The organism is Streptomyces bluensis (assembly GCF_014650715.1).
GTDB classification, from domain to species: Bacteria; Actinomycetota; Actinomycetes; order Streptomycetales; family Streptomycetaceae; genus Streptomyces; species Streptomyces bluensis.
The window spans coordinates 30,562-51,837 of the sequence record NZ_BMVM01000033.1 but is presented as its reverse complement, the minus strand read 5'-3'; the positions used below and the strand labels follow the sequence as shown (position 1 = coordinate 51,837).

Below are 21,276 nucleotides of genomic sequence, written 5' to 3'. Positions count from 1 at the left end.
GACGGGGCGTCCACTGGATCGCCGGGGACGCGTCCGCGGGATCGACGGGCGACGCGTCCGGGCGGTACTCGTCGTCGGCGATCGGCGCGGACGCCCGGCCGCGCCACCGCTCGTACGGATCGGGATCGTCGCCGTCGTACTCGACGACCAGGCGAGGCCCGCCGTGAACTCGCCGAGCTCACCTGCCGGTCGACAGGGCCGGTGACGATCATCGCGTTCTCCTCGGGCAACTGCTCGTCCCGGCCCTCACCGCCCTCGCCCGCCTACGCCGGAAAGCTCGTCGACTGGGCGAAATAGCACCTCAACCTGACCGTCAAGCCGGTCAGCCGCCCCAAGGACGCCTCTGCCTTCGTCGTGCTGTCCCGCCGCTGGGTCGTCGAGAGGTCGCTCGCGTGGATGATGCACGCACGCCGCCATGCCCGGGACTCCGAACGGCTCATCCAGTACTCCGAGACCTGATCACCTGGGCCGTCATCACCCTCATGACCAGGCGTCTCGCACGGAAGGGGCCACCCCCAGCTGGCCAAGGAAACCCACATCGGCCACGAGTGCCTGACAGACGTGGTCACCGTTTTCCGGTCAAGCGGATCCCCGCAGCCCCTGCTCCATCTGCTCTCTGGGCGGAGGCGGCAGCCACGAAGAACGGAATGGCGATGAGGAAGCGGTCGGCCTCGGCGCGTCGGCGCTGTTCGGCGAGCCACTCATCGGCCTGGTCACGGCCGACGGCACCGCTCATGCAGGCCGACTCGGCGAGCCCGGTGAGCAGCGACAGCATCGCGGGATCGGTGAACACGCTGGTGTGCACCTCGACGGTGACGTCGTTGAAGCCGCCGTCCAGGAGCAGGTTGCGGTACTGGCGGGCGGCGCGGGGCGTGCCCAGGAGGTCGGCGCGGGCGTGCACGATCGTGCGGGTGAGCGCCGCGTCATCAGAGTCGACCATGATGGCGTCCCAGTCCTGCCCGACCAGGACGATCCTGCCGCCCGGGCAGAGGACGCGCCGCGCTTCCGCCACCGCGCGCCACGGCTCCTGAAGTGCGTGGAAGACCTTGTCGGCACGGTAGCCGCGCACACTTCCGTCGGCGAACGGCAGATCCTCCGCCCCCGCCTCCCAGAACTCGGCCCCCGGCCACCGTTTCCGTGCCTCGGCCAGCATCCACGGATCGGGATCCACGCCCACCGCGTGGACGCCACGCTCGGCAAGCTCGGCGACGGCCCGCCCGGCACCGCAGCCGATGTCCACGACAGACGAGCCCGGGACAAGAGACAGCAGTTCGTAGGAGCGGGCCCGCAGCAGGATGGCGCTCGGCATCTGGTCCATCGCGTCGAGGAGGGCCAGCATGGCCTCGGTGTTGCGGTGCTTTTCCACCGCTTCCGGGTTCTTGGACATGGACGCCACGCTACGACTTAATGTCAACATGAAGTCAAGCGGAGACAACGGCGCGAGCGCGATGAGCATCGGCGCTCTCGCGGCACGGTTCGGTCTCGCCACGCACGTCCTGCGGCATTGGGAGTCGATGGGCCTGCTGCACCCCGTACGGGACGCAGGCGGACGCCGCCGCTACGGCGCGGACGACTTCACCCGCGTGGCGGCGATCCTCATACTCAAGGAGGCTGGCCTAGGCCTGGACATCATCAGGAGCCTGTTCGCAACCGTCGAGCCCTCTACCCGGCACGAGATCCTGCGTGCCGAGGCCGAAGAGCTCCGATCGAGGATCGCCGCCACCCGGATCTCATTGGAGCTCATCGAGGGTGGCCTGAACTGCGAGCACGAGGACGTCACCCAGTGCCCGTACTACCGGCGGCTCATCGCCGAGCAGGTCGGCTCCCGAGTGCCGGCGCACGGGCGAGCGCGAGGCGGAAAGCCGCCTGCTCAGCGGGGCGATTGAGCACGACCCGGCCCGGGCCGGGCGAGGAGCGTACAGGTCTGACCGACGACGAGCCGGAGCCGCTTGAGTTCGTACGACGGCACTGACACTGGCCGAGGATCAGAAACACGGATCGGTCTGGAAGTCCTCGTCAAGCGCGGGACGGCCGAGTTCACCGGCCGCTGACACGGTCGTGCTGGGCACGCCGGACGGGTGTGCCCACCCTCTTGTCCGCGCTGCGGATGGCCCATGATGCGGGGACCACCAGGCGGGGTTGGGGGCATGATCTTCCCCACCGGGGTCCTGCCGTGACCCGCCCATGCGGATACCTGGCGCCCGCACGCCGCCGGGACACGCCGCGCGATGATCTGGTGGTGGCGGAGGCCGCGGGCCCTTGAGCAACGGCGCCCGCGCCTACGTCAGCGGCCACTTTGTTGTTACGTGCCCAGGCCGGACCCCGGTGCGCCCGCGCCGCCACCACCGGCTGCCAGAGGGGCGTACGACGACGTCCGGCCGCTGTACTGACAACCGTTCGCCGGAGCTGCGGCGCTGGTCCGATCAGAGCCAGCCGCCGAGAGTGATCAGCCCGCGGTGCACCAGCGGCTCGACGAAGGGATTAGGCCGCAGTCCAGGCCCGTACGCCAGCTCCGCGACGTCCATGTGCCATGGTCTCCGCCGGTGATCGATAAGGCGGAGATCGAAGATCCGGTCAGCGATGTAGTCGGCTGGATACCCGCGGTCCAGGAGCCGGTCTGCGGCGTATACCGCAGCCGCGACCCGAAGCGAGTCGGTCCATGGCCTTTTGCCGTTCCTCTTGTGCTGTGCGGTGCCCCGCGGTGAGCGCACCGCATATCGCAGCAGGGGATCACCGCGGCGCACCATCGACGGCGAAAGTAGTGGGATCAGTACGGCCGCGAGCGCTACGAGCTGTCTATCGTCATGCGTGGGTGTTCCGTCGAGCCACGAGTTGACGCGTTCCTGCAAAGTCAAGACAGAGGTGTCGCTGACGGGCACCGGCTGGCACATGGTCAGCGAGTGTCCGCAAGGTTCCCTGAGGCCGTAAGTCCATTCGCCCTCGTCGGTCATGTTGTCGCAGTTTCGCGGGGGTGGCGCGTCGTGCCGGAAATCGACGGTGTCCCAGCAGGACTGGCATTCGGTCACCATGTAGACGGCGTGATCAACGCACGCGAACGACCAGGGAAGTTGCCAGCGCAGGAGCCAGCGCGAACTGCTGCCGTTGCGCAGGCACCTGGGGCACCAGCGTGCCCGCGAACGGTGGAGCCACGCCCCCTTGTTCCACTGCTGTACCGCCACACCGTCAGATGCGAGCAGCGCGAGATGCGGCAGCGCGTTTCCGGCGTAGCGTGCGAGGGTCATCGCGTGCAGGCGCTCGGCGTCGATCCCGGTCAGCTTCTCCATCCGCCGGACCACAGGATCGGACAACCGCGTTTCGGCCGCAGTGAGCCCACCGAGCCTGTCGATGAAGTTCCCGAAGGAGCGGCTTCATCTCGAAGTCCTGTTCACGGGCCAGCTCACCGACCCAGCTGGTCAGTGACTCCCCGGGTATCGGTTGAACCACTGGTCCTGTCAGCGTCGGACGCGGTGGGCGACGCTTCTGCACGGTCTTCTTCGCGGTGCTCACGTTGCGAATCCTGTGACAGGTGCGCTCTGTCGAACCGTGGCTTGAGGGCGGACCACCAGTGTGAGTGACCGAGGCAGGTCGTCGTTTACTCAACCCTGGCCGGGGGCGTGTCACCCGTCAGGACGCTTCCATGGTGTTATTCGAATAACATCATGGAAGCGTTGGAGCATGAACGATGCCCACCTGGATGGCTGCGACGTAGTACGCCCCGTCGTCATCGACTCCTCGAAGCGCATGCTCCTCCTGATCCCGTACGGACCCGACGAGGAGAACTGCTGGACTCTGCCGACGGTCCCCATGCGCTCCGGTGAGACTTGCCGTCGGTCGGCAACTCTCCATCTGCGGAAGGTCGCGCACCTCCCGCCACTGCGTATCTCGCCGCTCATTGGCCGGCTCGCCCGCAGGGACGCACCACACGGGGTCCAGTACGTCCTCGTAGTCCGCTCTGTGGCGGAAAGCTGGCCGCCATCCGTCCGCTTCGCACTCGCACCGGAGGCCTGCTGGTGGACAACGGCCGAGTTGCGGTCAGCCGGCGCGGTGGTCGATCCCGCTGAGCTGCTCGACTTCATGGATGGCTACTGGGAGGGGTGGCTGCCGGACGGAGAGATCTCGCTCGAGTGACTCACCGAGGCCGCAGTTCTCGTTCTCAACTCACCGCAGCAGGAGGACAAGCAGTGACCTTGCACGCGATTGAGATCACCCTGACCCGCTCCGTGGACACCCTTGAACTAAGGGCTGCTCAACAGGAAAGTTGCCTCCCTCTGGCAGCCGCCGACGACCGCAGACGGCTCGTGGTACTCGTGTCGGCCAAGAACGAGGGGCGGGCGATGCGCAAGATCTGGAAACGGCTGGAGGACGCACTTCCGATCGACGTGCTCTGCAGTCTCTTTCCGGGGCCGGACGGCAAGTACCTGATGAGCATCCCCTTGAGCGACGAGACCTATGAGCGGATCCGGGCGGGCGCCTCGGCGGAGGGGAAGACCCCGGAGGAGTACCTGCGGAAGGCGATCGCCCAGGCGCTCGCTCGTGCGCGGTCCACACGTCGAGCACGGCTGGAGTGCTCGCTGAACGGTCTGCTGCGTACCTACAGCCCTGAGGAGATCACAGGTTCGGCTGCGCGGCGGATCCAAAGGTGATCCCAGGTGCTGCTGCTCTGCGGGAGTCTTTACGGGACTGGTCCCTACGTTCCCGTACCGCTCAGGTGGCCTGTTCTTATACTGGTGGCATGGACCAGGAGCTGGAGCGAGCTGCGCTCGTAGCGCTGTTGCGGCGCGGGGATCGTTCCTGGCCCGAGCTGACCGACCAGGTCGAGACCGTCGGCAGTGCGCGGGATGTCCTCGAGAGTGCTCTTGACGCCTCCGGGCAGGCTGCCCTTTTCGACACCGCGCCAGCCGTGGATCTGGAGTCGATCGCCGCTGAGATCGCTGCCTGGGACCGCGAGGGCATGCGCCTCGTGACGATTCTGGACGAAGACTATCCGCTGTGCCTGAGGTTGGTCCATCAGCGCCCTCCCTTCCTGTTCCTGCGTGGCACTCACGTCGAGGAAGACCTGCGGGTCGCGGTTGTTGGCACCCGCAACCCCACACCTGAGGGAATCGACCATGCCCGGGCCATCGCGGGTGGGCTCGCCGAGCGTGGCGTAACGGTGGTCAGCGGGCTGGCTGCCGGAATCGACACCGCCGCCCATGGCACCGCTCTCGCTGTCGGAGGCCGAACCGTCGCTGTCATTGGTACCGGCCTGCGCCGCTCTTACCCTGCGCCGAATGCTCGTCTGCAACAGGAGATTGCTGAGAGGGGGTTGGTCATTTCCCAGTTCTGGCCGGATGCGCCGCCCTCGAAAGCGTCCTTCCCCATGCGCAACGCCGTGATGAGCGGATACAGCCTGGCCACTGTCGTGGTCGAGGCGGCCTATCGAAGCGGCGCTCGGATGCAAGCCCGCCTCGCCCTGGAGCACGGTCGCCGCGTCTTCCTGATGCGTTCCCTCATGACGCATGAATGGGCGCGCGAGTACGCCACTAGACCGAACACGAGCGTCATCGATACGGCAGACGACGTCTTCGACGTCCTCGATTCTCTCGTCCCCACAACGGGCGAGCTGACCTGGGCATAGTCGGCGGCCTCGGGTGACAACAGTCGTCGGACTGTCCGACCGTTACGCCAACTTCCTCGTCCATCCCTTGATGTCCGGCCCGGGCGTATGCCAAATCTGCCGCGGCACCGCGAACGCCGGCTATCCGAGTTGCAGACAGTGTCAGCAGACCGGCAACGTCCTGGGCACAGGTGTCGCCGACGTGGTTGTTCCGGTAAGCCTGGCCCTCAAGGGTGAGCAGTACGCCAACGAACTGTGGCGCTACAAGAACGCTGCCGGTCCGCAGCAGATGTACTTTCGTACAGGCTTGGCAGCGGTTCTGTGGCGCTTCCTGGCCCTCCACGAAGGCTGCGTTGCGGCTCACTGCGCCGTACCCGGCTTCGACATAGTCACGACGGCACCCAGCACGAGCGGTCGCGAGAACCACCCCCTGCGCACCATTACCGCCGAGATGGTGGAGGTCACCCGCGATCGGTACCGCGACCTGCTCGCTCCGGCCCCGGACGCGGCCGTTCTGGGCCGGAACCCGTCTCGCTCGCGCTATACCTCGGCAGCGCTCTGGGGCGAGAACGTCCTGGTCATCGACGACACGTGGACCAGCGGAAACCATGCTCAGTCCGCCTCCGCAGCGCTGAAGGCAGCGGGTGCGAGAAGCGTGGCTGTCGTGGTCCTTGGTCGGCATTTGAACAACTCGTACGGCGACACGGCCACGCTCGTCGAACAGGCGCGGCTACGGCGGTTCTCCTGGGACATGTGCGCACTTCGACCCTGGCACCACGGCTGAGCCCTGTTTCGGGGACCTACACGCTGCTTGCCCATCTATTCAGGGCGCAGGCCGTTTCACGAATACAGGCATCTACCAATTCACTCAGCTGCTCAAAGGTATAGGCAGGAAAATACTGAGGTGCTAGGCCAAAGATCGGCTGAGCCAAATCAACCTTCGCGAGATCGGCCCCCTTCAGCAAGTTGTAGTGAATCAAGGTGTTCCGAAACTCTCGGACCGCACCATCCGTGATGGTATGTACGGCGTCAGTATCCAGGATGGTTTTCAGTACCGCGTTAGACGAAGGTGACAGCGGATAACGCGTGTCATCCCTGAGGAGCTTGAGGCTCAGCAACACCTGATACAGGGTGATGTAGCGAATCTTGAAAACCGTGTACTCAAGATTACGGATATCGGCTCCAGCAGTGACGATCTTATCGATGAAATTCATCCTGACTTGGAAGTCGGTCAAAACGCCTTTCATGGCCTGTGTTGCTACTCCATCGAAAGCCTGCGCGTAGTACGTTGAAGCTCGCACATCTGCAGATCTCAAATGCGCCCCTGCGAGGTGGCGTACAAACGTCTCGCCTCCCTGAGTATCCATACGAGCGCCGAGTGCTCCGAAGCAACGTCCCAACTGCTGCATAATACCGAGCATGTAGGTGCCGTTATCCTCCTGAAGGAGCTTGTCTGCCTCAACTCCAAGGTGAAAAGCAGCGGCATGCGAGGTCGTAACTAGCGTACCTTCGTACGTGAAAAGCCCCAGGTCCTTCTCCCACCTCCGGGCGAGCCAGAGCCAGGTATTCCCTAGGAAGTGATCGGAGTGCTTGTCCAAAATGTCATCTGTGAAAAATCGCAACTGTCCGTCGATGTGTCGTTGTGTGTCCTCGAAGAGCTTCAGGCTATGCCTCGCGCGAGCACACACCTCCTCAGCTTCGGCAGAGAACCCATTAAATGCTGAAGAGTCGATCGCCTGGGGCTTCCTCTTCGCCTCATGGAGCACCAGCGAAAAGTATGGAGCCATGCACAGGGGCATGACCCACGATACGCTCGCATCATTTGCTGCCTGAAAGTCGCGGAACAATCGACCCACGTAGTCAGCATCGCTAGCCACGCCAGCCTTGATGACGTCATTGTTCACGGACACTGCCAGCCTCCCTCATGCTGAGCCAGAATTATCTTCCCTTCTCATGTGGTGCTCAACGGCTTTTCCTCGGATGTCACCGGGCGTCAAAAATCGTTCGAACAGGCGCGCACTACCCGTAGGTGCCGCCGCCGATGGCCGGAGCGCCGTCCGCGGGGCATGGACGACTGATTGAACAGGCGCCGGTGACTCGGAGGTTTCTCGGCGGGGCATCCCCGGGGTATCGGCCGACTGTCGCGCCTCTCACCTGGCGGATGGGAAAAGATCTTTGTGATCGCGGGAGTTGATCTTGGGGGGCGTGGTGTACCCCTTGGTCAGCCCATTCCGTCGGTGCCCCACAGCGAAGAACCGATGGAACGGGTCTCTGCAGGTGACGGAAGTCATCGCAGGGGCCCGTTTCTCGTTTCCGTGATCGCTGTGAGGCATCACACAGCCCTGATCAGGGCGTGTGAGGGCCCTGCCGCGTGAGGTATCTCACGCGTCGGGGCTGTCTTCGGCGTGCTGCAGTGCCGAGGTCAGAGCGATCCTTGCCGCCGGCAGGGTCAGCTGGAGCCGAGCATCTTCCGCATCTGGGCGATCTCCGTGCTCTGGGTGGTGATGATGTCACCGGCGAGGGTTCTGGCGGGGCCGTGGACGCCCTGCTTCTTCTCTGTCTTGGCCATGTCGATCGCGCCCTGGTGGTGCTTGATCATCAGGGTCAGGAACATGGTGTCGAAAGCTTTGCCGGACGCGTGCATCATGTCGCGCATCTGCTGATCGTCCATCATGCCGGGCATGCTGGGCATCGCAGAGGGACTGTGGTGATCCATGCCAGGCGTGGACGTCCCCTTGGGGACTGGCTCACCCCAGGACTTCAGCCAGCCGGACATGGTCTTGATCTCCGGCTCCTGCTCCTTTTCGATCTTCACCGCGAGGGCTTTCACGTCGCTGGAGTGGGCGTGTTCCTGGGCCATGCCGGCCATCTCGATGGCTTGGCGGTGATGCACGATCATCTGCTGGGCGAAGGTGACATCGGCCTGGTTGTGCCGACCGGTGGCGGTCGCCGCCGGAGCGGATGCAGTGGAGGTGTGGGCAACGTCGGTGTTGTCGCTGCCGCCGCACGCGCCCAGTGCCAGCGCGGTCACGGCCGTGAGCGACGCCAGGCTGGTACGGCGCAGGAGCGTGCGGGCAGTGGTCATGGTCGGGGGTTCTCCAGGGTGGGGCGGGCCGAGGGCAGGGGTGCGAGGGGCCGGGTTGGTCTGGGCACGACTCATGCTGACTTGCAGGGCCCTGTGCCGGGGTGATCGAACGCGCGGGGCGGTCCGAGGGACACCCGGGTGGATCAGCCATTTCGTCTGAACGGCGAGGAGAGCCCGTTCAGTGCGCTCGCCGGTTGTCCGCGGTCCTTCCAGCGGCCTTGGCTGCGGGCCGGGGCCAGAAGGGTGGCGAGCTTGTCGTGCTGGGCGACGGTGGCACGGGCGGCGTTGAAGATCACCGGAGGAATCCGGCAAGGGGCAGTGCGCAGATCAGTACTGCCTGTGCCGTACGAGCCGACCGGTGGACGCGCCCCGCCCCAGTCGGGAGCGCCGCGTCGGGCGCGGCGCCCTGAGCGGGCCGTCACGGCCGCTGACCCGCCAGAGGACCGTTCTACTATGTGCCTGCGTAGTACGGCGAAGAGGAGCGACCATGCGGCGGCTGGGGGAACTCGAAACGGAGATCATGGACCGCCTGTGGCGCTGGCAGCGCCCGGCCACCGTGCGGGAGATCGTCGACGACATCAACAAGCACCGGCCGCTCGCCTACACCACCGTGAACACGGTCGCCGCCATCCTCTACAACAAGGGCTGGCTGCTGCGGGGAAAGCAGGGCCGTGCCTGGGTGTACGCGCCGGTCCGTACGCGCGAGCAGTACTCGGCCGCGTTGATGGAGGAGGCGCTCGGCGCCAGCGAGGACCGCCCCGTGGCCCTGGCCCACTTCGTGCGGCAGATGAGCCCTGAAGAGGTCGGGGCCCTGCGCGAGGCGCTGGCCGCCGCCGAGCGGCGGGACAGTCGGTGAACGCGGCACCCCTACTGCTCGGTTATGCCGGGGCGGTCGGGTTCCTCGCCCCGCGGCTGCTGCTGCGCAGCGCCTGGCCGTATCGCGCACCGACCCTGGCGGTGACATCCTGGCTCGCCCTGTCCGCGTCGTTCACCGTGGCGGTCGGGCTGGCCGTGTATCAACTGGCCTCTCCCACCGAGCACCTGCATGCCAACCTCGTCGACCTGCTGCACTCGTGCGGCCTGACGACGGACACAGCCGCCCCTGACCCCACGGCCGCCGCCCGGCTGGCGGTGGCCCTGCCCGCGTTCGTTGTGCTCCTCGTCTTCGGCTCCTTCCTCTTCGAGGTCCTGAGCGGCCGGCGCACCCGCTCCCGCCACCGGAAGGTCCTGGATCTGGTGGGCCGCCGTTCTCCGCGGCTCGACGCCACCGTCCTCGAACACGATCACCCCGCCGCGTACTGCCTTCCCGGGCACCGGCCGCGCGTCGTCGTCAGCGCCGGCGCTCTGCGGCTGCTGTCCCCAGGGCAGCTCGACGCCGTACTCGCACACGAACGTGCGCACATCGCGGGCCGTCACCACCTGGCCCTCGCCGCCGGCACGGCGTTCGCGAGGGTCTTCGGCCCGCTTCCGCTGGCCCGGCACGGCAGGCAGCAGACGGCCGTGCTCCTGGAGATGATCGCTGACGACCGGGCACTGCACCGGCAGCCGCGCGAGGTGCTTGCCGCCGCGATGTACGGGATGGCGGCCGGGGCGGCACCCGCGGGCGCGTTCGCGGTGGGCGGTCCCACCGCACTGGTCCGCCTGCGGCGGATCCTCGCGCCGCAGCGGCGGCCGCACGCCGTGCTGCGGGTCTCCGTGGCCGTGGCGGCAGTGACGGTGCCACTGGTCCCGCTGCTCCTGGGCTGCGTGCACGTCATCGGGTGATCACCCCAGCCCCGTCCGTTTCTTCGGGCAGGGATTGCAGGGATTTCAGGGTCGCAGGGATTGCAGGGATTGCAGGGATTGCCACTCAAACTACTAACCTACTAAGTTGCTCGCATATTTGATCGACACCAACGGCACTCCCGGGGGACGGCTCCCGTCACCGGCCGCGGGTGAACAGAGGAGTTGTCGCAGGATGGGATCCCACCGCCGACCGAAGCCGCCGAGCCGCTCCCGGCTTGCCGTTCTGGCCGCGACGGCGGGGACCGTCTCGCTCCTGCCGACCCAGAGCCAGGCTGCGCCGAAGCCGTCCGTCGACGAGGTGCGCCAGCAGGTCGAGGAGCTGTACGAGGAGGCGGAGGCTCCGACGGAGGAGTACAACGCGGTCCTCGTGAAGAAGGAGAAGCTCCAGAAGGAAGCCAAGCGCGCGCAGGAGCGAGTGGCTGCGCAGCAACAGGAGATCAACGAACTGCGCGAGGAGATGGGCCCGTTGGCCGCCGCGCAATACCGCGACGGCGGCCTGGACCCGAGCGTGCAGCTGTTCCTCTCCTCCGACCCGGACGACTACCTCGACGAGGCGGAGAGGGCCGACCGCCTGTCGGCACGCCGGGTCTCCATGCTGAGCAGCCTGGAAGCCAGGCAGCGCGAGCTCGCCCAGACCCGCGCGGAGGCGGTCAAGAAGCTGACCGAGGTGGAGAAGGCGCGCAAGCAACTCGGCGGAACGAAGGAAGAGATCCAGGACAAGCTCCGCACGGCCCGGACCCTCCTGAACAGCCTCACCGCCCAGCAGCGTGCGCAACTTGAGGAGAAGGAGGCTCAGGCCGACAAGGCTGCCGGCAACAGCGACAGCCCGGCCTCGTACAACGGCCCCGCGAGTGGACGCGCCCGTACTGCTGTCGAGTTCGCCTACGCCCAGCTCGGCAAGCCGTACGAGTGGGGCTCGACCGGCCCGAACTCGTTCGACTGCTCCGGGCTCACGGGCGCCGCGTGGCGCGCGGCCGGCGTCTCGCTGCCGCGCACCGTTCAGGAGCAGTACTCGGCGGGACGCAAGGTCGCGAAGTCGGACCTGCAGCCCGGCGACATCATCTACTGGTACAACAGCAGCCAGCACAACGGCCTCTACATAGGCAACGGCAAGGCCATTCACGCGCCGCGCACCGGCAAGAACGTCGAGATCACTCCCCTCGGTTACATGCCGTACTTCGCGGCCACACGCCCCTGAGCCGACACGCCGGGAAGGACAACCGGCCCCGCCGGTTCCCCTGCGCACGCTCCCCTGGAGCCAACGCGCGTTTGGCGGGGCCGCGGGCCTGGCCGTAGACCCACGGAATCCGTGAGCACTCTCCGCCCACGGTTCGTACCAAGGGTCCTAGTAGGTGGGCCTTGGCGTGACACAGCGGGGCGCACGGGAGGGCTAGAGATGGGGAGTCCGGCGATGAGCTGGTCCGTTGCGGCGGTCGCCGCCCTCCTCGCCGCCCTCCTCGCCGCCCTCCTCGCCGCCCTCCTCGCCGCCCTCGTCGCCGCCGTCAGCGCGGTGCGGGTGAGGACCACCGGTACTCGCGCCGCAACTGGGCCTGCTGGTTGTTCACCATGCCGGACACGGTCGTCGTGTACCTGGCCTCGCTGACGCTCTCCGTCTGGGACAGGACCCGTACGGCGGAACGGGGTCGCCACGGCGGCCGGCGCCGCCGGATCGGAGCCGCGCCGGAGCCGCGCCGGAGGCGGCCCTCGCCGCTCACATCAGCATGGGCACAACCATGTCCGCCCTTCCAGCGGGAATCCCCGTGTGCAACCCCGAGATGTGAGCAGCACCACAGGCGCACCCGGCTCGCGCGGATGGCGAAGCTCGTGGAGGACGCGCGCCGGCAAGGCCGAGGTAGGGCGACTCGCCGACCGGATCTCCGGCGTCTTCGTCCCCGTGGTCCTGCTCATCGCCGCGGCCACCCTCGGCGGCCGGCTCGGCATCACGGGCGACGCGACCGCCGCCTTCACCGCGGCCGTGGCCGTCCTGATCATCGCCTGCCCGTGTGCCCTGGGCCTGGCCACCCCGACCGCGCTCATGGTCGGCACCGGGCGCGGCGCCCAGCTCGGCATCCTCGTCAAGGCCCCCGAGGTGCTCGAATCCACGCGCCGCGTCGACACCGTCGTCCTGGACAAGACGGGGACCGTGACGGACTGAACTGGAGGCAGACGCCCGCGGGCCGCCACCGACATCACATCACCCGGCGCAGGCATACCCGTCGCGGCGTGACCTGCGCCTGTTGGGTACCGTCGGAGGCGCCGATGCCGAACAGCCAGAGGCCGAACAGCCAGAGGCCGAACAGCCAGAGACGGAGTCCCGGAATGCGGGCGAGCCGGTACGTACGCGCGGGAGGCGCCCTTGGGCACCTGCTGCTCGTCGTCGTGCTCGCGTTCGGGGTCTTCGCGATGCACACCATGGGGCATCCCGACGACTCGTCCGGCTCCGCCACGAGCACCACGTCCCACGCGTCGGCGATGAGCGTGGCCTCAACGGCCCACGACCCCATGAGCAATCCCACCGTCACGGGCGCGGAGACGGCCGGTCGAGCGACCGATCCGGCGGACTCGTCGTCCACGCACGAGCCCGGCATGGCGATGGACATGATCTCGTTGTGCGTGGCGGTCCTGTTCGGTGCGTGGGTGCTCGCCACGCTCCTGCGGTCCGTGTTCACCCGGCATCAGGAGTGGTCGGCACGGCTGCTCGCCCAGGTCGCCGCCGTACTGCGGCCCAATCCCCCGCCACGCGGACCCGATCTCACCCGGTTGTCAGTGCTGCGGCTGTAGGCCGAAGCGCACTCGCGGGCGCGCACACGCGCGGTCCCGCGACGTCGCACGCGTCCGAAACAGCCACAGAACTGACATACGAGGTGAAATCAACCATGACTGCCTTCACGCGCACCGCTCTGCGCCGCAAGTCCGCCCGCCGCATCACGGCCGTGGGTCTCGTCACCGCCGGCACTCTGTTCCTCGCCGCCTGCGGTGGGGACGGCATGGACGGCATGGACCACGGCAGCGACAGCGGCTCGGCCTCCGCGACCGACCAGGCCGGTGATGCCGATCAGGCCGGGGACTTCAACGACGCGGACGTCACCTTCGCGCAGATGATGATCCCCCACCACGAGCAGGCCCTGGAGATGGCAGAGCTGGCCGACGGCCGCGCCTCCGACGCCGAGATCAAGGAGCTCGCGGGGGAGATCGAGAAGGCCCAGGACCCCGAGATCAAGACCATGAAGGGCTGGCTGGAGTCCTGGAAGCAGCCGACCGCGATGGAGTCCATGCCGGGCATGGACCACGGGGGCGACGGCAGCGGCGACGGCATGATGTCCGCGGCGGACATGGAAGAACTCAAGGCCATGAAGGGCACCGGGTTCGACAAGGCATTCGCCGAGATGATGATCGAGCACCACAACGGCGCGATCAGCATGGCCGAGGACGAGCAGAAGAACGGCACGAACGCCGACGCCAAGAAGATGGCCGGCACCATCATCAAGGGCCAGTCCGCCGAGGTGAAGCAGCTCCAGAGCATCGTCGACCGGCTCTGAGTCCCCTCGACGCGCCGCACGGTCGGCCCACGTCACCCACCGACCGCCCCGTGCTCCGCGCACGCGGGCCCGGGGCGGTCACCCCCCTTTCTCTCACCTGCGCGCCACGTCGCCCTCCCCGGGACGACGTGGCGACTTCCCTCCGAGGACCCATGAACCCGCGCCTTGCCGCCGCGGCAGCCATCACCGCCGCGCTCACCCTCACCCTGACCGCCTGCTCCAGTGACACCGACACGGACACCTCCGCATCCGGTCACGGATCCGGCGTCACAGTGAGCCACATCCACGGAATCGGCCTGGACCCCTCCGACCAGCGCCTGTTCGTCGCGACCCACGAGGGCATCTACACCCCCGACGCCAAGGGCAAGCCCACCCTGGTCGGCGACAGCAAGGACGACTTCATGGGCTTCACGGTGGCCGGGAAGAAGACGTTCTACGCCAGCGGCCACCCCACCTCCGGCGGCAACAAGGGGCTCATCAGGAGCACGGACGCCGGCCGGACCTGGACGTCGCTGTCCCTGTCGGGCGAATCCGACTTCCACGCCCTCAAGTACGCCCACGGCACCGTCTACGGATACGACTCCACCAACGGCCTGCTGCGAACCAGCAAGGACGGCACCAAGTGGAAGGACGGAGCGGCACTCAAAGCGATCGACATCACGGTCAGCCCCCAGGACTCCGGCCTCCTCCTCGCGACCACCGGCGAGGGAGTCGCGCGGAGCACCGACGGAGGCAAGACCTTCACCGCGGGCCGGCAGCCGGTGATGGCCTTCCTCTCCTGGCCGGCGCAGGACGAGCTGTACGGCATCGACACCGCTGGCGGGCTGCACCGCAGCAGCGACGGCGGAAGCACGTGGCAGAAGCAGTCAACGGTGGCGGGCGGGCAGCCTCAGGCCCTCACCGCGGTCAGTGCCCAGCATGTCCTGGCCGCCACCCGGACCGGGGTGTACGAGTCGAAGGACGGCGGCAAGACCTTCACCAGGCGCCTCGATGTCGAGGCGAGCGGCGGACACTGAGCACCTCGCCTCACCGCGGTCTGCTGACGACGTCAGCAGACCGCGTCCCCGAGGCGGCCGGCGCGAAGCCTGGAAGACGTCGAGCCCGCTGACCACCATCTCCCCAGTTCTGGCCGGACGCACCGCCCTCGAAGGAGGGGGCAGAGCGCCGCATAGTGTGCCGCGTCGGCTCCCTCCTCGTGTCGAGCCGGGTCTCGTCGGGTGGCTCAGAAACGCAACCAGCATGGAAACGGCCTGTGTTGTCGCCTGAATGGCCGACCTGTGTCGTATGTGTTCGAGTGGATATGGATGCCTATTTCCGGGCGATCGGAAGGAACAGGACCATGACCGAGACGACGGAGCAGATCACCCAGCTGACGGATTGGGCGAAGCATGCACAAGAGCAGGTGCAGAATGCCATCGCCAAGAACCGTGAGCAGCTGTCGGCTGCGGTTGAACACGCTCAGCAGGAGGCGGAACAGCGAGCAGAGCAACTCCGCCGTGAGGCAGCCGAACAGAAGGCAGCTGCCGCTGCGTCACTGGACGAGGCAAGGAACAAGTGGCAGGAGCATGTGGCGACGGCCAAGAGCCGTTTCCAGGAGCGCAAGGCCGAGCTTGACGTGAAGCGCGCCGAGCACAACGCGGATGATGCCGAGCACTATGCGACGTTCGCGATCGACTTCGCCGCCGCCGCGATCGTGGAGGCGGAATCCGCTGCGCTGGAAGCGTTGCTGGCCCGTTCGCAGGCCGATGCCCTGGCCAAGAGATAGGGCCACATCGAACGCGATCAGTAATCGGCGTATCGGCAGGCTGGTTTCTCGCCCTGCCCCCACCGTGATGGCGTCGGCGTTCTGCCGACCGCTGTGACGGCATCGAATCGTGGCGGCCGGACGCGAGGCCGCGAAGGCTCGGCGGGAGCAGAAGAAGCCCCGGCCATCGGCCGGGGCTGCAAGAAGCAGTCGCTGGTCAGGGAACAGGGCCGCCCTGAGGGCGCGTGGTGCCCGTGGCAGCGGGTAACGCGCCGGCGAGGCCCACCAGCTCCTGCACACCGACGGAATCCGGGGACGCGCGGTCATCACTCCCCACGGGTGATGACCGTAGGGGGCCGGATCGCCCGGGATCGGCGAGCGGGCGGTGTCCTTCGCAGGTATCGCGCGGGTGCGGACCAGCTCCCCTCTGAACCGATCAGTGCTGGGCGTGCGGACGGGCGTGGAACAGGGGCCGCCGCCCGGTGGCCGTGCCCGGAGCGAGATGGCCGATCTCGACGCGCGTCCTGATGGCACGGACCACCTCGGTCAGGCCCAGGACGATGGCCATGACGCCCACGACCAGGGTGAGTGTCGCGATCGAGGTGAACGGCATGATGATCATCACGATGCCGGCCAGAGCGCCGATGATGCCGAAGGCCACGTGCCAGCCACGCGCCGGCATGTCCTGGACGGATGCCGCTGCGGCCGTCTCCGTGGTGCCACGCAGCAGCCAGCTGAAGCCGATCCACAGGGCGAGCAGCAGGGTCGACTCCAGGGGACCCCGGAAGCAGATCAGCCCCAGCAGGATGGAGGCCGCACCGGTGATGAAGTGCAGCACCCGAAGATGCCGGGGGACATGGGAACCGAAGGCGGCGGCCAGCTGGAAGACACCGGTGACCAGCAGATAGATGCCGAACAGAATGCCGATGACCCGCAGTGTCGCACCCGGCCAGACCAGGGCGACGACGCCCAGGGCGATGGTGGCGAGTCCCATGGTGAGCAGGATCTGCCAGCCCATGTTCGCCAGGGAGGCCATGCCTTCGGCCAGCGGTGTCTCAGGCCTCTGAGGATTCTCTTGCAGGTGCGGCTGGGTGCCGCGCGGGGGATCGGCGCCCGGGGAATCGGAAGGAGAGGTCATGACGCCTGCCTCCTTCTGGCAGCAGCGTGGTTGCGTCGGTACACGTTCATCGTCACCCCATCGGCCTCATGTCGCTCGGTGGGATCGGAGCATGCGGAGCGCCTCTCGCCGAGAACGCGGAGGTGCACCGTGGCTGACGCGGGCTGCGGAACCGACTCTCCCACCGCTCGGGCCGCCCCGGGCGCAGGCGCCGAGGGCGCCGCGCCTCCGGCGTACTGCTGCTGGCCCTCCTGCGCGGCCGGCTCAGCGTCGGGCTGCTGTTGACCATCGCCGCCGTCGGAGCGGTGGCGCTCGGCGAGGTGGGTGAGGCTGCCACGCCGGCGTTCCTGTTCTCCATCGCCGAGGGCCTGGAAGGCTACGTGGTCGCCCGTACCCGGCACGGACTGCGCGCCCTGCTGGATCTGGTACCGCCCACCGTGCGCGTCCTGCGCAACGGCACCGAGACACAGGTCGCACCGGCTGATCTGCGTATCGGGGATGTGCTCCTGGTCCGGCCGGGGGAGAAGATCGCCACCGATGGCGTGGTGGCCTCCGGCCGCGGCGCCCTGGATACCTCGGTGGTCACCGGCGAATCCGTGCCCGTGGAAGTCGGCCCCGGCGCCGAGGTGTTCGCCGGAACCGTCAAGGGAGCCGGCGTACTGGAGATCACGGTCACCGCCACCGCGGAGGACAACTCCCTCGCCCGCCTCGTCGACCAGGAAGGGAAGCACACGGGGGATCAAAGGGGCAAAGGCTGCATCGGTGACCGTTGTCATGTCGGTTAACGATGCCCTGACCTGCGTAAACGCCAGACGGGCAGGAGAGGTTCGGGAGGGGGGGCCACCCTGCCGCGGATCAGGTGTGGAAGAGCCGGTACGCCGCCAACGGTGTCCGGGATACAGCCCGTGCCCGTCCTCTTCCGGCCGCGCGACGGACTTGCGCGAGCGCGTCCGAAGGCCCCGGCCATGCGACCGCTCAGCTTGACCGGCTCCCCGGCAGCCGGTGCGCTGCGTGGTATGCGAGCGGGTGTGCTGCTGCCGCCGGCCGGGCACGTGCTGTCTCAGGGGCACTCCCCCCGCTGGCCCGTGGTGGCGATGATGGCCGGGGTGGCCGTGCCCGGCACGGCCGTTCTGACGCACCGCCGATTGACGGGCGCTCAGTTGCCGGGTGTCCTCGTGGTCACCGTGCTGCTCGCCGCTGCCCGTACTGAATCCGCTATCCGGCCCAGCAGGAGTGGCGGCTCTTGCGGTACGGGGTAGGGACATCGAGCGGGAGGAGTTCCTGCAACGCTGAGGACGACCTGGAGTACCGACCGTCCGGCCTTCGCTCGCCGTGAGGCACCGCGGCGGCGCGACCGACCACCACGGGAAGTCAGCATGAACACACCAGCCACCAGCACCGGCCCACAGGACCTGCAGCACCCGCGCTTCGCCCGCCAGTACCTCAAGATCGCCGCCGAGTCGGACCGCCGTGGTGGCGTGGAGCACCGGCGCCGCCTGCTGGACGGCCTGTCCGGGCGCGTCCTGGAGGTCGGCGCCGGTCAGGGTCGCAACTTCGCCCACTACCCGGCCACCGTCACCGAAGTCGTCGCGCTGGAACCCGACGACACCCTGCGCGCGGTCGCCGGGCGTGCGGCGGCCGAGGCGCCGGTGCCCGTCTCGGTCCTCAGCGGCCATGCCGATGAACTGCCCGGTGGGAACGAGGAGTTCGACGCCGTGGTGTTCTCGCTCGTGCTGTGCAGCGTGAACGACCAGGCCACCGCGCTGGCCGAGGCGGCCAGGGTGCTGCGCCGAGGCGGCCAGATGCGCCTCTACGAGCACGTGCGCTCCCGCCACCGGATCCGCGGGCTGATGGAGGACGCCATCACTCCGGTGTGGCGCCGAATGGGCGGTGGCTGCCACCCCAACCGGAACACCGAGGCCGCCGTCCGCGCCGCGGGATTCACCCTGGACCAGGTCGATCACTTCGGCTTCCGGCCCTCCCCGCTGATCCCCCGCTCGGCGCACATCATCGGCAGGGCGACCAAGCCCTGATCCCCCTTGCAGCGGCAGGCCGGCCGGGCCGTCGACGGAACTGCTTGACTACGACAACGGCGAAGCCGGTGGAGGGAGGGCGGCCCGGTGGCGAGGGGAACGCTGGAGAGCGACGTGATGGACGTGCTGTGGCGCGCGAAGCGACCGCTGCCGGTGCGGGCGGTACTGGACGCCCTCAACAGCACCCGCCCGGAACAGCTCGCCTACACCACGGTGATGACCGTCCTGAGCCGGCTCGCGGACTAGGGCGCGCTGGAGCGCACCCGCCACGGCCGGGGCTTCGTCTACGCGCCCACGGCCGAGGACGAGGCGGGGCTCGCGGTACGCGAGGTGCTGCGCCGTTACGGGGACGCCGCCGTCGCCCACTTCGTCAGCGTCCCCGCCACCGACCCGAAGGCCAAGGAACGGCTGCGCCGTCTGCTGGAGCAGCGGGAGAAGGAGTGACCGTGCGCCGGCGCCCCCTCGTCGGCAACCGCGCGTTCTGGACCCTGGTGGGTGCCGTCGGCGTGGTCCGGGCCGTCGTCACGCTCACCGCCTGCTGCGCCGTGGCCGTGCCGGCCCCGCGGGTGGCCGACGACGGCAGCCGAAGGCCGCCGAGGCGACGGAGGACGAGGACAGTGGGTTGGGCGCCGGCGCCTGGATCGGCATCGGCGTTGCCGTGGTCGTCGTGACGGACGGGGGCCGTCTGCCTTGTATGTCGCAGGAGCCCGGACCTCCTTTCGGGTCGGGTGATCTCTCCTTCCCGACCTGGCCGGCTCGGCGACAGGTTCCCGAGCCGGGCGGGCTGCCCCGGAGGCGCTGTGCCGCTCTCGGCGAGCGACTCCCCGGCTGCCGCGCCGGACCGGTCAGCCGCCCATGTGCGCCGTGTCGGCCAGCAGCAGCGCGGGGCCCAGTGCCAGCAGCAGCGGCAGCATGACCACGGCGGCGGTCGCGGCCGCGGTCAGAAAGCGCGTGAGCGGGCCGGCGGTCGCGAGAGGTGCCGAGATCAGGCGCCGGATGCGTTCGGCCGGATCGGGTCCGGTCATCGCGAACCCCGCCGACTCTCCGGAACCGGTCGGTCCCGGCGCGTGGCACATCTCCAGCAGCGCCGAAGCCACCGTGCGGCGGCCGTGCATGCGAACCGCGTGGTCGTCGGCGGCCATCTCCGCGAGACGGCGCGCCTGGTCCGCGTAGTCCCGGAGCAATCCCGCCCAGCCGAGAGCCGCCGTCAGGACGTCGGCGGCGAGGAGCGCCCGGTGGTGGCGCAGCCGCAGATGGGCCCGCTCGTGTTCGAGGGTGGCGGCGAGTTCGTCGGCCGAGAGGAGGTCTCGGGCCGCCGTTGTCACGACGATGCGGGAGCGGCTCCCCGTGCCGGGGATGCAGAAGGCGGCCGGAGCGGCATGGGCCAGGACCCTGATCGACGGATCGCCGTCGTCGTACCCGCCCTGGGTGTCGGCGGTGAGGCGGTGGCGGTCGCGTTCGCGGCTCAGGCTCACAGCCCGCCGGACAGCGGTCACCGACAGTCCGGCGGCGCCCAGGAGGAGGGCGAGCAGCGCCGCCTCGGCGATGCCCCGGACCTGCCAGGCGCCACCGTACGCGGCGTGGATCAGCGGTTTGTCGGCGTGGAAGAGCCACACCATGCCGTGCTCCCACACATCGTGCGCGGCCAGCACGAGGGCGCCGGTTACCGATCCGAGCAGCCCCAGGGCGCCGGCGTGCCACAGCCGCAGCGCCGCCCGCGGGTGACGGCTGACCCAACGCGCCTTCGCCAGCCGCCGGGCAAGCGGCCCGCCGAGGAGGAGCGCGTGCGCGAGGAGTGCGGTGATGACCAGCACGGCGGGGCGCCTAGCCGTCCGTGCCCGGCTCGGCGGGCATCCTCGCCAGTGCCCGGCGCAGCGCCTCGGCCTCGGCCGGGTCGAGCCGGCCGGCAAAGCGGAGCAGAGCGCTCTCCCGGTCGGCGGAGGAGTCCAAAGCCTGCTCCATGAGTCCGGCGGAGTAGTCACCGGCGGTCTGCAGCGCGCTGTACCGGAAGGAACGGCCCTGTTTCACGCGCTCCAGCCAGCCCTTGGTGCGCAGGCGTTCGGTCACGGTCATGACCGTGGTGTACGCGGGCTGCCGGCCCTCGCGGTGCAGTGCGTCGACGATGTCGTGGATGGAGAGCGGGTCATCGCTCGCCCACACCACGCGCATGACGTCCGCCTCCAGTTCGCCGAATGGCCGCATCGCCCTCGTCCCCCGCCTCTCCGTGTTCCGATCGCCAGGCCGCGCTTCGTCCGCCCTGAACCGTTCCCGACGGTACTGAATGCCGCCAGGCCCACGGACTTTCTACCGCGCGTAAAAATTTACCAGCCATCATTCTCCTATCGGCTGTAGAAATTCTATGTGCCGTAGTAGTTTG

At 68.3% G+C, this 21,276-nt stretch carries 23 protein-coding genes and 2 pseudogenes; 17 read left to right on the top strand and 8 right to left on the bottom strand.

Annotation, left to right across the window (positions count from 1 at the left end):
* Positions 1 to 261: 261 nt before the first annotated feature.
* Positions 262 to 553 (top strand): annotated as a pseudogene (locus IE262_RS38540) (IS5-like element IS4811 family transposase); the annotation flags it as partial.
* Between the two features lie 12 nt (positions 554 to 565).
* Here IE262_RS38540 and IE262_RS38535 read toward each other — a convergent pair.
* A complete protein-coding gene (locus tag IE262_RS38535) occupies positions 566 to 1,387 on the bottom strand; it encodes a methyltransferase domain-containing protein (protein WP_189880264.1) in 822 nt (273 codons plus the stop codon).
* A 28-nt stretch (positions 1,388 to 1,415) separates the two neighbouring features.
* Between IE262_RS38535 and IE262_RS38530 the strand changes: the two genes are divergently transcribed.
* Positions 1,416 to 1,886 carry a MerR family transcriptional regulator gene (locus tag IE262_RS38530; protein WP_189880262.1) on the top strand — a complete coding sequence of 157 codons (471 nt, stop codon included), beginning with the start codon at positions 1,416 to 1,418 and terminating at the stop codon, positions 1,884 to 1,886.
* A gap of 537 nt (positions 1,887 to 2,423) precedes the next feature.
* Here IE262_RS38530 and IE262_RS38525 read toward each other — a convergent pair.
* Entirely contained in the window at positions 2,424 to 3,347 is a 924-nt protein-coding gene (locus IE262_RS38525) for a TniQ family protein (RefSeq protein ID WP_189880280.1), read from the bottom strand.
* A 328-nt stretch (positions 3,348 to 3,675) separates the two neighbouring features.
* Here IE262_RS38525 and IE262_RS38520 point away from each other — a divergent pair, with 328 nt between their 5' ends.
* From IE262_RS38520 to IE262_RS38505, 4 genes are all read left to right on the top strand, one after another.
* Complete coding sequence (locus IE262_RS38520; protein ID WP_189880260.1) at positions 3,676 to 4,128, top strand: hypothetical protein; 453 nt, start codon at positions 3,676 to 3,678, stop codon at positions 4,126 to 4,128.
* Between the two features lie 53 nt (positions 4,129 to 4,181).
* Positions 4,182 to 4,643: a hypothetical protein gene (locus tag IE262_RS38515; RefSeq protein ID WP_189880258.1), complete on the top strand. Its 462-nt coding sequence runs from the start codon at positions 4,182 to 4,184 to the stop codon at positions 4,641 to 4,643.
* A gap of 89 nt (positions 4,644 to 4,732) precedes the next feature.
* Positions 4,733 to 5,617 carry a DNA-processing protein DprA gene (locus tag IE262_RS38510; RefSeq protein WP_189880256.1) on the top strand — a complete coding sequence of 295 codons (885 nt, stop codon included), beginning with the start codon at positions 4,733 to 4,735 and terminating at the stop codon, positions 5,615 to 5,617.
* Between the two features lie 13 nt (positions 5,618 to 5,630).
* Entirely contained in the window at positions 5,631 to 6,380 is a 750-nt protein-coding gene (locus IE262_RS38505; protein WP_189880254.1) for a hypothetical protein, read from the top strand.
* A 16-nt stretch (positions 6,381 to 6,396) separates the two neighbouring features.
* Here IE262_RS38505 and IE262_RS38500 read toward each other — a convergent pair whose 3' ends face one another.
* Together IE262_RS38500 and IE262_RS38495 are read right to left on the bottom strand one after the other, a co-directional pair.
* Positions 6,397 to 7,500: a hypothetical protein gene (locus IE262_RS38500; protein ID WP_189880252.1), complete on the bottom strand. Its 1,104-nt coding sequence runs from the start codon at positions 7,498 to 7,500 to the stop codon at positions 6,397 to 6,399.
* Between the two features lie 545 nt (positions 7,501 to 8,045).
* Positions 8,046 to 8,681 (bottom strand): DUF305 domain-containing protein, encoded by a 636-nt coding sequence (locus IE262_RS38495; protein ID WP_189880250.1) that lies wholly within the window; start codon positions 8,679 to 8,681, stop codon positions 8,046 to 8,048.
* 487 nt (positions 8,682 to 9,168) lie between these two features.
* On the opposite strand from IE262_RS38495, the gene IE262_RS38490 reads away from it, so the two are divergent.
* From IE262_RS38490 to IE262_RS38480, 3 genes are all read left to right on the top strand, one after another.
* Positions 9,169 to 9,537 carry a BlaI/MecI/CopY family transcriptional regulator gene (locus IE262_RS38490; protein ID WP_189880248.1) on the top strand — a complete coding sequence of 123 codons (369 nt, stop codon included), beginning with the start codon at positions 9,169 to 9,171 and terminating at the stop codon, positions 9,535 to 9,537.
* Positions 9,534 to 10,445, top strand: a complete 912-nt coding sequence (locus IE262_RS38485) for a M56 family metallopeptidase (protein ID WP_134038278.1) — start codon at positions 9,534 to 9,536, stop codon at positions 10,443 to 10,445. The genes IE262_RS38490 and IE262_RS38485 overlap by 4 nt, the downstream gene beginning before the upstream one ends.
* A 193-nt stretch (positions 10,446 to 10,638) precedes the next feature.
* Positions 10,639 to 11,664, top strand: a complete 1,026-nt coding sequence (locus tag IE262_RS38480) for a C40 family peptidase (protein ID WP_189880246.1) — start codon at positions 10,639 to 10,641, stop codon at positions 11,662 to 11,664.
* Between the two features lie 304 nt (positions 11,665 to 11,968).
* Here the strand turns inward: IE262_RS38480 and IE262_RS38475 are convergent, their stop codons facing one another.
* Positions 11,969 to 12,181 carry a hypothetical protein gene (locus tag IE262_RS38475; RefSeq protein ID WP_189880284.1) on the bottom strand — a complete coding sequence of 71 codons (213 nt, stop codon included), beginning with the start codon at positions 12,179 to 12,181 and terminating at the stop codon, positions 11,969 to 11,971.
* Between the two features lie 82 nt (positions 12,182 to 12,263).
* Here IE262_RS38475 and IE262_RS38470 point away from each other — a divergent pair.
* The 5 genes and pseudogenes from IE262_RS38470 to IE262_RS38450 all read left to right on the top strand — a co-directional run.
* Positions 12,264 to 12,615: pseudogene (locus IE262_RS38470) on the top strand (HAD-IC family P-type ATPase); the annotation flags it as partial.
* 170 nt (positions 12,616 to 12,785) lie between these two features.
* On the top strand, positions 12,786 to 13,247 hold the full coding sequence (locus IE262_RS38465; RefSeq protein ID WP_134038281.1) for a DUF6153 family protein: 462 nt from the start codon (positions 12,786 to 12,788) through the stop codon (positions 13,245 to 13,247).
* A gap of 95 nt (positions 13,248 to 13,342) precedes the next feature.
* Positions 13,343 to 14,005 (top strand): DUF305 domain-containing protein, encoded by a 663-nt coding sequence (locus tag IE262_RS38460; RefSeq protein WP_189880244.1) that lies wholly within the window; start codon positions 13,343 to 13,345, stop codon positions 14,003 to 14,005.
* A 152-nt stretch (positions 14,006 to 14,157) separates the two neighbouring features.
* The gene (locus IE262_RS38455; protein ID WP_134038287.1) at positions 14,158 to 15,021 is read left to right on the top strand and encodes a F510_1955 family glycosylhydrolase; all 864 of its coding nucleotides are present in this window, start codon (positions 14,158 to 14,160) and stop codon (positions 15,019 to 15,021) included.
* Between the two features lie 323 nt (positions 15,022 to 15,344).
* The gene (locus IE262_RS38450) at positions 15,345 to 15,770 is read left to right on the top strand and encodes a hypothetical protein (protein ID WP_229877969.1); all 426 of its coding nucleotides are present in this window, start codon (positions 15,345 to 15,347) and stop codon (positions 15,768 to 15,770) included.
* Between the two features lie 415 nt (positions 15,771 to 16,185).
* Here IE262_RS38450 and IE262_RS38445 read toward each other — a convergent pair whose 3' ends face one another.
* Positions 16,186 to 16,887, bottom strand: a complete 702-nt coding sequence (locus IE262_RS38445) for an HdeD family acid-resistance protein (RefSeq protein WP_134038290.1) — start codon at positions 16,885 to 16,887, stop codon at positions 16,186 to 16,188.
* A 260-nt stretch (positions 16,888 to 17,147) separates the two neighbouring features.
* Between IE262_RS38445 and IE262_RS38440 the strand changes: the two genes are divergently transcribed.
* The 3 genes from IE262_RS38440 to IE262_RS40050 all read left to right on the top strand — a co-directional run bounded on the left by IE262_RS38440 (position 17,148) and on the right by IE262_RS40050 (position 19,145).
* Complete coding sequence (locus IE262_RS38440; RefSeq protein WP_308432852.1) at positions 17,148 to 17,651, top strand: P-type ATPase actuator domain-containing protein; 504 nt, start codon at positions 17,148 to 17,150, stop codon at positions 17,649 to 17,651.
* Positions 17,652 to 18,242: 591 nt separating this feature from the next.
* Complete coding sequence (locus IE262_RS38435) at positions 18,243 to 18,899, top strand: class I SAM-dependent methyltransferase (RefSeq protein ID WP_134038293.1); 657 nt, start codon at positions 18,243 to 18,245, stop codon at positions 18,897 to 18,899.
* 87 nt (positions 18,900 to 18,986) lie between these two features.
* Positions 18,987 to 19,145, top strand: a complete 159-nt coding sequence (locus IE262_RS40050; protein WP_229877967.1) for a BlaI/MecI/CopY family transcriptional regulator — start codon at positions 18,987 to 18,989, stop codon at positions 19,143 to 19,145.
* A gap of 599 nt (positions 19,146 to 19,744) precedes the next feature.
* Here IE262_RS40050 and IE262_RS38425 read toward each other — a convergent pair.
* Positions 19,745 to 20,713, bottom strand: a complete 969-nt coding sequence (locus IE262_RS38425; protein ID WP_189880241.1) for a M56 family metallopeptidase — start codon at positions 20,711 to 20,713, stop codon at positions 19,745 to 19,747.
* Positions 20,714 to 20,723: 10 nt separating this feature from the next.
* Positions 20,724 to 21,101, bottom strand: a complete 378-nt coding sequence (locus IE262_RS38420; RefSeq protein WP_189880239.1) for a BlaI/MecI/CopY family transcriptional regulator — start codon at positions 21,099 to 21,101, stop codon at positions 20,724 to 20,726.
* Positions 21,102 to 21,276 lie beyond the last annotated feature (175 nt).

Bases quoted from the DNA above. Each gene is read 5' to 3' on its own strand.
- IE262_RS38535 (WP_189880264.1), bottom strand. From the start codon at position 1,387: ATGTCCAAGAACCCGGAAGCGGTGGAAAAGCACCGCAACACCGAGGCC.
- IE262_RS38530 (WP_189880262.1), top strand. From the start codon at position 1,416: ATGAAGTCAAGCGGAGACAACGGCGCGAGCGCGATGAGCATCGGCGCT.
- IE262_RS38520 (WP_189880260.1), top strand. From the start codon at position 3,676: ATGAACGATGCCCACCTGGATGGCTGCGACGTAGTACGCCCCGTCGTC.
- IE262_RS38510 (WP_189880256.1), top strand. From the start codon at position 4,733: ATGGACCAGGAGCTGGAGCGAGCTGCGCTCGTAGCGCTGTTGCGGCGC.
- IE262_RS38495 (WP_189880250.1), bottom strand. From the start codon at position 8,681: ATGACCACTGCCCGCACGCTCCTGCGCCGTACCAGCCTGGCGTCGCTC.
- IE262_RS38490 (WP_189880248.1), top strand. From the start codon at position 9,169: ATGCGGCGGCTGGGGGAACTCGAAACGGAGATCATGGACCGCCTGTGG.
- IE262_RS38480 (WP_189880246.1), top strand. From the start codon at position 10,639: ATGGGATCCCACCGCCGACCGAAGCCGCCGAGCCGCTCCCGGCTTGCC.
- IE262_RS38465 (WP_134038281.1), top strand. From the start codon at position 12,786: ATGCGGGCGAGCCGGTACGTACGCGCGGGAGGCGCCCTTGGGCACCTG.
- IE262_RS38460 (WP_189880244.1), top strand. From the start codon at position 13,343: ATGACTGCCTTCACGCGCACCGCTCTGCGCCGCAAGTCCGCCCGCCGC.
- IE262_RS38455 (WP_134038287.1), top strand. From the start codon at position 14,158: ATGAACCCGCGCCTTGCCGCCGCGGCAGCCATCACCGCCGCGCTCACC.
- IE262_RS38450 (WP_229877969.1), top strand. From the start codon at position 15,345: ATGACCGAGACGACGGAGCAGATCACCCAGCTGACGGATTGGGCGAAG.
- IE262_RS38445 (WP_134038290.1), bottom strand. From the start codon at position 16,887: ATGACCTCTCCTTCCGATTCCCCGGGCGCCGATCCCCCGCGCGGCACC.
- IE262_RS38435 (WP_134038293.1), top strand. From the start codon at position 18,243: ATGAACACACCAGCCACCAGCACCGGCCCACAGGACCTGCAGCACCCG.
- IE262_RS38420 (WP_189880239.1), bottom strand. From the start codon at position 21,101: ATGCGGCCATTCGGCGAACTGGAGGCGGACGTCATGCGCGTGGTGTGG.